General features: G+C 67.2%; 9 protein-coding genes. 6 read left to right on the forward strand and 3 right to left on the reverse strand.

Annotated features, from left to right (window positions below):
• From AC6H42_RS09385 to rsmB, 3 genes are all read right to left on the reverse strand, one after another.
• Positions 1 to 2132 (reverse strand): sensor histidine kinase (locus tag AC6H42_RS09385; RefSeq protein ID WP_497547897.1); only part of this gene is annotated, 2132 nt, incomplete at its 3' end.
• Position 2133: 1 nt separating this feature from the next.
• On the reverse strand, positions 2134 to 2661 hold the full coding sequence (locus tag AC6H42_RS09390) for a DUF4390 domain-containing protein (protein ID WP_229418114.1): 528 nt from the start codon (positions 2659 to 2661) through the stop codon (positions 2134 to 2136).
• A gap of 91 nt (positions 2662 to 2752) precedes the next feature.
• Positions 2753 to 4411, reverse strand: a complete 1659-nt coding sequence (gene rsmB, locus AC6H42_RS09395; protein ID WP_497547898.1) for a 16S rRNA (cytosine(967)-C(5))-methyltransferase RsmB — start codon at positions 4409 to 4411, stop codon at positions 2753 to 2755.
• Positions 4412 to 4866: 455 nt separating this feature from the next.
• Between rsmB and argS the strand changes: the two genes are divergently transcribed.
• From argS to AC6H42_RS09425, 6 genes are all read left to right on the forward strand, one after another.
• Entirely contained in the window at positions 4867 to 6576 is a 1710-nt protein-coding gene (gene argS, locus AC6H42_RS09400; protein ID WP_057154370.1) for an arginine--tRNA ligase, read from the forward strand.
• 21 nt (positions 6577 to 6597) lie between these two features.
• Positions 6598 to 7302 carry an SPOR domain-containing protein gene (locus AC6H42_RS09405; protein ID WP_497547899.1) on the forward strand — a complete coding sequence of 235 codons (705 nt, stop codon included), beginning with the start codon at positions 6598 to 6600 and terminating at the stop codon, positions 7300 to 7302.
• A gap of 21 nt (positions 7303 to 7323) precedes the next feature.
• Positions 7324 to 7995: a thiol:disulfide interchange protein DsbA/DsbL gene (locus tag AC6H42_RS09410; RefSeq protein ID WP_057154368.1), complete on the forward strand. Its 672-nt coding sequence runs from the start codon at positions 7324 to 7326 to the stop codon at positions 7993 to 7995.
• A gap of 13 nt (positions 7996 to 8008) precedes the next feature.
• Entirely contained in the window at positions 8009 to 8797 is a 789-nt protein-coding gene (locus AC6H42_RS09415; RefSeq protein WP_057154367.1) for an SDR family oxidoreductase, read from the forward strand.
• Complete coding sequence (locus AC6H42_RS09420) at positions 8794 to 9579, forward strand: biotin--[acetyl-CoA-carboxylase] ligase (RefSeq protein WP_497547900.1); 786 nt, start codon at positions 8794 to 8796, stop codon at positions 9577 to 9579. The genes AC6H42_RS09415 and AC6H42_RS09420 overlap by 4 nt, the downstream gene beginning before the upstream one ends.
• Positions 9576 to 9890 (forward strand): type III pantothenate kinase (locus AC6H42_RS09425; protein ID WP_497547901.1); only part of this gene is annotated, 315 nt, incomplete at its 3' end. The genes AC6H42_RS09420 and AC6H42_RS09425, both read left to right, overlap by 4 nt.

The following is a 9890-nucleotide window of genomic DNA, read 5'->3' on the forward strand; positions in this document are numbered from 1 at the left end:
CCCCGCGCCAGGATTTTGGGGGCGAAGCCCGGGCCATTGTCCGAGATCGCCAGGCGCACGGCAACGCGGGTGCCGCCGTCTGCGCTCTGGTAATGAATCGCCTCGGTGACCACGTCGATGCGCGGCGCGGCGCCGGCCGGCGGCTGGTCCAGCAGCGCATCCTGCGCATTCTGCAGCAAATTGTGGATCACCTGGCGCAGCTGGGTGGCGTCGCCCATCACCAGCGGCAGCTGCGGCGCCAGCGCCAGGTGGATGATGTCGCTGCCCTCGCCGGACAGGTACAGGTTCAGGATTTCCTCCACCAGCGCATTCACGTCCAGCGGCTCGAGCACGGCAGGCGGGGTGCGGGCGTAGTCGCGGAAATCGTCCACCATGCGCTTCATGGCCGCGACCTGGTTGACGATGGTGGTGGTGGCCTTGTTCAGCAAGTCCACGTCGTTCTGCTGTTCCAGCCTGGATTCCAGCTTCATCTGCAGCCGCTCGGCCGACAGCTGGATCGGCGTCAGCGGGTTCTTGATTTCGTGCGCCAGGCGGCGCGCCACCTCGCCCCAGGCGATCGAGCGCTGGGCCGAGATCACGTCGGTGATGTCATCGAACACCACGATGTAGCCGCTGCCGCTTTCCACCGGCAGGCGCGAACCGCGCGTGAGCAGGGTCAGGTCGTGCTCGTCCGGATTGGCGCTGTTGGCCGGGCGCGGAATCTCGATCTGGCGCTGCCAGTGCAGGCGCTGCACGTTGCGGCCGGCGGCCGAGTGCGCGCTTTGCGCCGAGAACGCGGCCACGATGGCGTTGGCGAATTCCTGCAGGCCGTCGATCTCGGTGAGCTGCTGGCCTATCATGGTCACGCCGGCGTGCTGCAGGATGCGCTCGACCGAATCGTTGCAGCTGACCAGGCGGAACTCGCCGTCCAGCACCATCACGCCGGCCGACATATTGGCCAGCACCGACTCCAGGTGGGCCTTGGCGTTCTGCAGCGCGGCGCGGTTCTTGTCGACCGCGATGCGCGCGTCCGACAGCTGGCGTGTCATGGTGTTGAAGGATTGCGTCAGGGTGCCCAGCTCGTCCGAACTGGCCACGATGGGGCGCGGCGACAAGTCGCCGCCGGCCACCGCGCGCGTGCCCTCGGCCAGCAGCAGCAGCGGCTGGGCCAGGTCGTTGGCGATCAGGAAGGCGGCCGCGATGGCGCCGAACACAGCCAGCAGCAGGGTCAAGGTCAGCGTTTCGATATACATCTTGCGCAGGCCGACGCGGGCCACGAAGCGCTCCTTGTATTCGCTGTAGGCGGTGCGCAGCATCTCGCCGTTGGCGGCCAGCTTGGGCGGCACCGCCTGGATGATCTGCAGGAAGCGCGGCGCCAGGTGGGCGCCGTTGGGCTGCACCGGGTCCGGGATGGCCATCAGCACGCGCACCCGCAGCACGTTGGAGGCGTCCGGCAGCGGCGGCGGCGGCGCGCCCACGCGGTCGTCGCGCAGCTCGCTGCCGCCCTCGGCCTGGGCGTACGATTCCTCGCTCTTGGCCACCGCCAGCATGGGCGCATTGGGCAGGTCGGCCGACAGGTTGATGCGCTGCGGCCCGGTGGCCGAGACGATCAGCCCGCCTTCGGCATCGACAATGATGGCGCTTTGCGTGCCGGGATGGGTCTTGACGAAGCGCGCCAGGATGGCCGGCGCGGCGTAGAACTGTTCCTCGGCCAGCAGGTTGGAGGTTTTCTTGGTTTGCGCGTTGAGGTCGGCCACCGCCTTGTCGAGCGCGTCGCGCCCCAGGTTCAGGCCGGCGTCCAGCGCTTCCTCGATGCGCACGTTGAACCACGAATCGATCGAATGGGACACGAACTGCACCGAGACCAGGAAGATCACCAGCCCTGGCAGCACGCCGATGGCGGCAAACAGCAGCACCAGCCGCGTCATCAGCTTGGAGCCGAACTTGCCGGCCCGGTAGCGCGAATACAGGCGGAACAGCGACACGCCCACCAGGATCAGCAGCGCCAGCGCCACCGCCGCGTTCAGGCCCAGCAGCCAGCCGTAATAGCGGTCGAACAGGCCGGAATTGTCGGAAGCGGACGCGAGCAGGAACAGCAGGATGCTGACCGTGGCGCCGGCGACGACAAACAGGTACCGCAAGGCCGGCGTCACTTTATTCGGCCCTGTACAGGAAGGTTTTCTTGTTCGACGCCAGGCGCCATTCGCTGTTGTTGAAGGCGTTGACCTGGATCGGCTTGGGCAGGTAGTCGCGGTCCATGCCCATGCGCAGCGTGACGTTGTAGACCTCGCCGACCTTCAGCGCGCCGCGCGGCGCCACCACCCAGCGGCTGGGGCGGCGCAGCAGGAACAGCGCGTCCTCCAGCGTGGAGAAACTCTGGCGCACGCCGCTGACCGGGCCCACGTGGTACTGCCGCGTGAGCACGTTGTAATTGATGCTGAAGGTGCGCTTGACCTTGACGGCCTTCTCGTCCATCCAGTACCAGCGCGGACGGGTGAATTCGACTTCGGTGGTGAAATACAGCGTCACGCCGAACTGCAGCGCGTCTTCCAGGCCGTGGTTCAACTCGAAGGAATAGGCGGCCGACAGGCGGTAGCCCTCTTCGGCCGCTTCGATGGTGGCGCGGGTGATTTCAACGATCTCGTCCGAGGCGTGCGCAGGCGGCAGCACGCACGCGAACATCAGCAGCAACTGACAGGCGAGGAGTCGAAAAAAACGTAGCGTCACGAGTGGGCCGGTACTAGTTTGCGCGCATAGGGTTTTCACACATCGATTACGCATTTTTCTGGAATAACGCGTAAAACAATCCATCGTGATCCTGTTCGGCACTGCCGGTGGGCAGCAACTGACCGGGCGCATCGAGACGGGTGGCGCCATGGCGCACCGCGAAAGCGGCCGCCTGCGCCTCGGATTCTTGCGGCCACAACGAACATGTCACGAACAGCAATTTACCATTGGGGGCGAGCATCTGCCAAAGGTTGTCGAGTATTTTGCCCGAAAGTGTTGCAAGTTGGAGCGTGTCGCCCTTGCGGCGCAGCCAGCGGATATCCGGGTGGCGGCGCACGATGCCGGACGCGGTGCACGGCACGTCGGCCAGGATACGGTCGTAGGCCTGGCCGTCCCACCAGTCAGGGTGCTGCGCGTCGGCCGCTTTCATGCTGGCTTTCAGGCCCAGGCGGTCCAGGTTCTCGCCCACCCGCGCCAGGCGCTTGGCGTCCGCGTCCAGCGCGGTCACGTCGGCGTCGGCCAGCTCCAGGATGTTGCATGTTTTACCACCCGGCGCAGCGCAGGCGTCCAGCACGCGCATGCCGTCCTGGACATCGAGCAGCTGCGCGGCCAGCTGGGCCGCCGCGTCCTGCACCGACACCACGCCGTCGTCGAAACCGGGGATCAGGTGCACGCCGACCGGCTTGGCCAGGCGCACCGCTTGCGGGCCGACCTGGGTGGCGGCGATGCCGGCCTGTTCCAGCGTTGCCAGGTAATCGGCCACCGAACTGCGGCGCGCATTCACGCGCAGGGTCAGCGGCGGCGGCTGGTTGCCCGTGCTCAGCACGGCCTGCCAGTGGTCCGGGTAGGCGGCGCGCACGGCGTCGATCCACCATTGCGGGTAATTCCACTTGGCCACCGGCTGCAGCGCGGCGGCCGCCAGCAGCTGCTGGCGCTCGCGCTGGAAACGGCGCAGCACCGCGTTGACCATCGGCTTGGCGCGTTCGGTGTCCGGATGGGCCCAGGCCGCCCACACGGTCTGGTCGACCAGGGTGAACTGTTCATAGGCCAGGCTGCCGTCGGCGTCCGGCTGCATCAGCGGCAGCGCGCAGGCCAGCAAGGCCGCGACCAGCGGATCGGGCGCCTTGGGCGCCATCATGGCGATCAGCGCGTCGCTGTGGCCGAGGGCGCGCATGGCGCGGTAGGCGATGTCCTGCATTGCGCCGCGCGCCTGCGGCAGCGCGTTGGTGCTGGCGAACACGCCGGCCAGCGCCTGCGGCAGGGCCGCGCCGGTGCGCACCTGGGCCACGGCGAGCGCCGCGCCCAGCAGCGAAAAGGCCAGCGAATCGGGCGGCAGGTCGGTCTTGAAGCCCACTTGCAGCGCCGGCTTCAGGTCGCGGTGGTGGCTTTCGCGGAATTCGGGCTTCGGGCGCGGCGCGGCGAACTTGGGTTGGGGCGCTTTGCGCTGTTTCGGGGCCGCCTTGGCCCACACGGCCGCCGCGCTGTCCGCATCCTCGGTGACAGGGCGGCGCTGCTGCGCCGGGCGCGGCTTGGCCGCCGCCGGGCCAGCGTCCGGGGCAGCGGCCGGCTTGGCGTACGCCGGCTTGCCTGCCGCCCCCTGGTACGGCGCCTTGCCCGCAGCGCCCTTGTAAGGCGCCTTGCCGGCGGCGGATTTGGCCGGCGCGGCAGGGGTTTTCAGTTTCAGGACAGGGCGCTCTTTGGTCATCTTGTTATATCCGTAATGGCTCGCGTCCGCCCATGGCAGGGCCGAGCGGCCCGCCGGGCCGCAAAAATCGCGGAAATTCTATAAAGGTGAGATTGTAACCGGGTTGTGGACAACTCAGGCTAACGGGCCGAGACCTGCGTGCGCCTATACCCAACTTTGCGTGCTTGAAAAGCAAAGAGGGATGGCAATCCAGTTTGCCCTGCGCCCTGGAGGGCGCCTCAGTCGAGACAGGCCGTGACGATGCAGGGTGCCATCGCGCCATCGTAGCGATTTAGCCAGTGTCGATCCAAAGATGGATCACCGCCTGTCCCCGCGCGTGCACCGGGCAAACGTTTCATCACTCTTGCAAACCAGTATAATTACCGCTGTTTGGCCGGGGCAAAGCTGCCGGCCGTTTCGCTTTCAGAAGCGCTTTCACCAGATAATTTAGCGCGGCCCGGCCGCCACCAACGCACATGCTCGCCCATCAGAAACAAGAGATCACCGCCCTGTTCCACGCCGCCCTGGCGCCCATCCTCGACGGTTCCGGGGTCAACGCCAACGTCGTGCTGGAACGCCCGCGCGACGCCTCGCACGGCGACGTCGCCTGCAATATCGCCATGCAGCTGGCCAAGCAGCTGAAGATGAATCCGCGCGAACTGGCCACCAAGCTGGTCGCCGCGCTGCTGGAAAACCCGGCCGGCAAGCACATCGTCGCTGCCGCCGAGATCGCCGGCCCCGGCTTCATCAACCTGCGCGTGACCGACGCGGCCAAGCAGGCCGTGGTCAAGTCCGTGCTGGCGCAAGGCGCAAAGTTCGGCAGCAGCGACGCCGGCTCGGGCAAGCAAGTGATCATCGAATTCGTGTCCGCCAACCCGACCGGCCCGCTGCATGTGGGCCACGGCCGCCAGGCGGCGCTGGGCGACGCGCTGTCGTCGCTGTTCGGCTCGCAGGGCTACCAGGTCACCCGCGAGTTCTACTACAACGACGCCGGCGTGCAGATCCAGACCCTGGCCACGTCGGTGCAGGCGCGCGCGCGCGGCTTCAAGCCGGGCGACGCCGAATGGCCTGAATCGGCCTACAACGGCGATTACATCCAGGACATCGCCGACGATTTCCTGGCCAGGAAGACCGTGTCCGCCTCCGACGGCGCGCCGGCCACCGCCTCCGGCGATGTGGACGACATCGAATCGATCCGCGCCTTCGCCGTGACCTATCTGCGCAACGAGCAGGACATCGACCTGCAGGCCTTCGGCGTGAAGTTCGACAACTACTACCTGGAATCGTCGCTGTACAAGGACGGCAAGGTGAACGCCGCCGTGGAAGCGCTGGTCAAGGCCGGCGTCACCTACGAACAGGAAGGCGCGCTGTGGCTGAAAACCACCGACTACGGCGACGACAAAGACCGCGTGATGCGCAAGAGCGACGGCAGCTACACCTACTTCGTGCCGGACGTGGCTTATCACATCGTCAAGTTCCAGCGCGGCTACGACCAGGCCATCAACATCCAGGGTTCGGACCACCACGGCACCATCGCGCGCGTGCGCGCCGGCCTGCAGGCAGTAAACCTGGGCATCCCGCAGGGCTACCCCGACTACGTGCTGCACAAGATGGTCACCGTGATGAAGGACGGCGCCGAGGTGAAAATCTCCAAGCGCGCCGGTTCCTACGTGACCGTGCGCGACCTGATCGAATGGTCCGGCGGCGGCGACATCACCAAGGGCCGCGACGCGGTGCGCTTCTTCCTCATCTCGCGCAAGGCCGACACCGAATTCGTGTTCGACGTCGATGTGGCGCTGAAGACCTCGGACGAGAATCCGGTGTATTACGTGCAGTACGCCCACGCGCGCATCTGCCGCATGCTGGAGCTGTGGAACGGCGACGAAGCGTCGCTGGCCGGCGTCGACCTGGCGCCGTTGACCGCACCGTCCGAAGCGACGCTGCTGGCCGCGCTGGCGGCCTACCCTGAAGCGCTGGCGCGGGCCCAGGCCGAACTGGGCCCGCACCAGGTGGCGTTCTACCTGCGCGACCTGGCCGCCGCGCTGCACAGCTTCTACTTCGCCGAAAAAGTACTGGTGGAAGACGAGGCGACCAAGCTGGCGCGCCTGGCCTTGATGGTGGCAACCCGCCAGGTGCTGCGCAACGGCCTGGCGCTGATCGGCGTTTCCGCTCCAAACAAAATGTAATCGCTTAGGGTATCCCGCACAATGAGTTTCCGTTCCCGCCCCATCTCTTTGGACCGCCAGCAAGGCAACACGCTGGTGGGCATCATCATCGGCCTGGTCATCGGCCTGGTTATCGCGGTCATCGTGGCACTGGTGATCACCAAGGGCGCCACGCCGTTCACCGACAAGTCCGGCAAGGTCGGCAAGTCGGCGGAGCCGACGGCGGGACAGGTGTCGGACCCCAACAAGCCCATGTATGGCAACAAGGAAGCCGCACGCGAAGCGGCGCGCGATTTGTCGCGCGATTCGGCGACGGCCCCCGCGGCACCGGCCGCGCCCCCCGCCCCGGCGGCTCCTGCGGCGCCAGCCGCGCCCTCCAAACCGGCGGTGGACGAACTGCAGCAGGTGGTGGACAAGATCGAAGCGGCCAGCAAGGCCAAGCCCGGCGCCACCAATGTGCAGCCGACGCCAACCGGCCCGGCCGCAGCCCCGGCCGCAGCGGGCGACGACAAGTTTGTATATTATCTGCAGGCAGGCGCTTTCCGCGAAGTGGCGGACGCCGAGAACACGCGCGCCAAGCTGGCCCTGCTGGGCTTCGAGGCGACCGTGTCCGACCGCACCACCGATACCGGCGTGCTGCACCGCGTGCGCATGGGCCCATACAACCAGGTGGAAATGATGAACAAGGTGCGCAGCAAGCTGTCCGAGAACGGCATCGACGTGGCAGTGGTGCGCAATCAAAAGTAAGCAGAGAATAAGGAAAACCGCATGCGTATCCTGAAGCAGTTCCTGAGCGTGGTCGCACTGTGCAGCGTGGCTTTTGCCGCCACCGCCTCCCCCGCAGCGCCGATCAGCGGCGTGGAGTACCAGACGCTGGCAACCGCGCAGCCGACCGACACCGGCAAGAAGATCGAAGTCATCGAGTTCTTCGCTTACTACTGCCCGCACTGCAACAACCTCGAGCCGATGCTGGAAGCCTGGGTCAAGAAGCAAGGCGACAACATCGTCTTCAAGCGCGTGCACGTGCCGCGCGACGACAGCGTGCTGCCGCAGCAGAAGCTGTTCTACACGCTGGAGGCCATGGGCCTGCTGCCGCAGTTCCATAAAAAAGTGTTCGACGCGATGCACGTGGAGCGCAACCGCCTGAACCGCGACGAGCAGGTATTCGAGTGGGCCGCCGCCAACGGCATCGAGCGCCAGAAATTCATCGATACCTACCGCTCCTTCGGCGTGCAGGCCAAGGTCAAGCGCGCCGCCGGCATGATGGACTCCTACAAGATCGACTCCTGGCCGACGCTGATCGTGGACGGCCGCTTCCAGGCCTCGCCGCACCTGGCCGCCAACGGCATACAAGGCAATCCAACCGAAGCCGAGCTGCAAACCGCCGCACTGCAGGTGATGGACTTCCTGGTCGCCAAGGCGAAATCGGAAAAGAAATAAGCATGGGCGGCCGTTGAAACGCGTATTCATCACGGGCGCGTCCAGCGGCATAGGCGCGGCCCTGGCGCTGCGCTATGCGCAGCACGGCGCCACCCTCGGCCTGCTGGCCCGGCGCGGGGAATCGCTGCAAGCGCTGATCGCCACCCTGCCCTTCCCTGAAAAGCACCGCGCCTACGCGGTGGACGTGCGCGACCATGCCGCCATCCGCGCGGCCGCCATGGACTTCATCGAACACACCGGCGGCGCCGACATCGTGATTGCCAACGCCGGCATCTCGCACGGCACCCTGACCGAATACGCGGAAGACATGCCGGTGTTCGAGGCCATCGTCGCCACCAACCTGAACGCCACGGTGGCCACGTTTGCACCCTTTATCGCCGCCATGAAGCAGCAGAAGACGCCCGCGCGGCTGGTGGGTATCGGCAGCGTGGCCGGCATACGCGGCCTGCCCGGCGCGGCCGCCTACAGCGCCTCGAAAGCGGCCGTGATCAGCTACTGCGAATCGCTGCGGCTGGAGATGCAGCCGCACGGCATCGGCGTGGTGACCATCTCGCCCGGCTATATCGACACGCCGATGACGCAGCGTAACGCCTATCCCATGCCCTTCCTGATGGCGCCGGAAAAGTTCGCGGCGGCGGCGATGCGCGCCATCGAGAGCGGCAACAGCTACACCGTCATCCCCTGGCAAATGGGCGTGGTGGCCAAGCTGCTGCGCCTGTTGCCCAACGCGCTCTACGACCTGGCGTTCGCCGGCGCGCCGCGCAAGGCCCGCCTGGGCGCACCTGACAGCAAAACACCATGAGCATGCAACTTACTCCCGCCGCGATTGCGCGCCACTGCGCCGAGTGCGCCAGCCACGTGGCGCTCGAAGTGGTGGCCGAAACCGGCTCCACCAATCTCGACCTGCTGCAGCGCGTCAACGCCTTGAGCGGCCCGGTGCTGCTGATCGCCGAACGCCAGACCGCCGGCCGTGGCCGCGCCGGACGCCCATGGCTGTCTCAGCCTGGTTCCACGCTCACCTTCTCGCTGGCCTGGCGCTTCAAGGGTCCGCTGCACAACCTGATCGGCCTGCCGCTGGCGGTGGGTGTGGCGCTGGCCGAGGCCATGAATGTGCTGGGCGTGCCGGTGCAGCTGAAGTGGCCGAACGACCTGCTCAAGGATGGCGCCAAGCTGGCCGGCATCCTGGTTGAAACGCAGGCCGCGCAGGACGGCGCTGTCTGGGCCGTGATCGGCGCCGGCATCAACCTGCTGATGCCGGACCAGCTGGAAGCGGACATCGGGCGCGAGGTGGCCTCGGCGCCCTGGCTGGCGCAGATGGACCGCAATGAACTGATGGCCGCACTGCTGAACCGCCTGGCCTCGGTGCTGGCCGAGTTCGACGACACCGGCTTCCCGGCTTTCACCGAGCGCTGGAACCGGCTGCAGGCGTGGCGCGGCCAGGGCGTGCGCATCCTCGACCACGGCGATACGCTGCACGAGGGCCTGAGCGCCGGCGTGGACGGCTCCGGGCGCCTGCTGCTGGACACCGCGCAAGGCCGCGTGGCCGTGCTGTCGGGCGACGTGTCGCTGAGGCTGGCGCCATGATACTGCTGATCGACGCGGGCAATACCCGCATCAAGTGGGCGCTGGCCGAGCCGGACGCCGCCCCCGGCACCTGGCTGGACTACGGCGCCGTGATGCACGCCGACGCCGCCCAGCTGCCCGCCGCCTGGCTCGCCGCCCACGCCGCCCTGGTGGCGGCCGGCCATGCGCCGGCCACCGGCGTGCTGGCCGCCAACGTCGCCGGCGCCGCGCTGCGCGACCGCCTGACGCACATGCTCACCACCGGCGCCGATGCCGTTTCCGCGCCTGACGCAGCGCCGTCCGCCTTATCCGGCGCCGCGGCTGCACCCGGC

The organism is Massilia sp. NBRC 108631, assembly GCF_059704565.1.

What these genes read in the sequence shown, in the direction of transcription:
- AC6H42_RS09390 (WP_229418114.1), bottom strand. Translation starts at nt 2,661, where the DNA reads ATGTTCGCGTGCGTGCTGCCGCCTGCGCACGCCTCGGACGAGATCGTT.
- rsmB (WP_497547898.1), bottom strand. Translation starts at nt 4,411, where the DNA reads ATGACCAAAGAGCGCCCTGTCCTGAAACTGAAAACCCCTGCCGCGCCG.
- argS (WP_057154370.1), top strand. Translation starts at nt 4,867, where the DNA reads ATGCTCGCCCATCAGAAACAAGAGATCACCGCCCTGTTCCACGCCGCC.
- AC6H42_RS09405 (WP_497547899.1), top strand. Translation starts at nt 6,598, where the DNA reads ATGAGTTTCCGTTCCCGCCCCATCTCTTTGGACCGCCAGCAAGGCAAC.
- AC6H42_RS09410 (WP_057154368.1), top strand. Translation starts at nt 7,324, where the DNA reads ATGCGTATCCTGAAGCAGTTCCTGAGCGTGGTCGCACTGTGCAGCGTG.
- AC6H42_RS09420 (WP_497547900.1), top strand. Translation starts at nt 8,794, where the DNA reads ATGAGCATGCAACTTACTCCCGCCGCGATTGCGCGCCACTGCGCCGAG.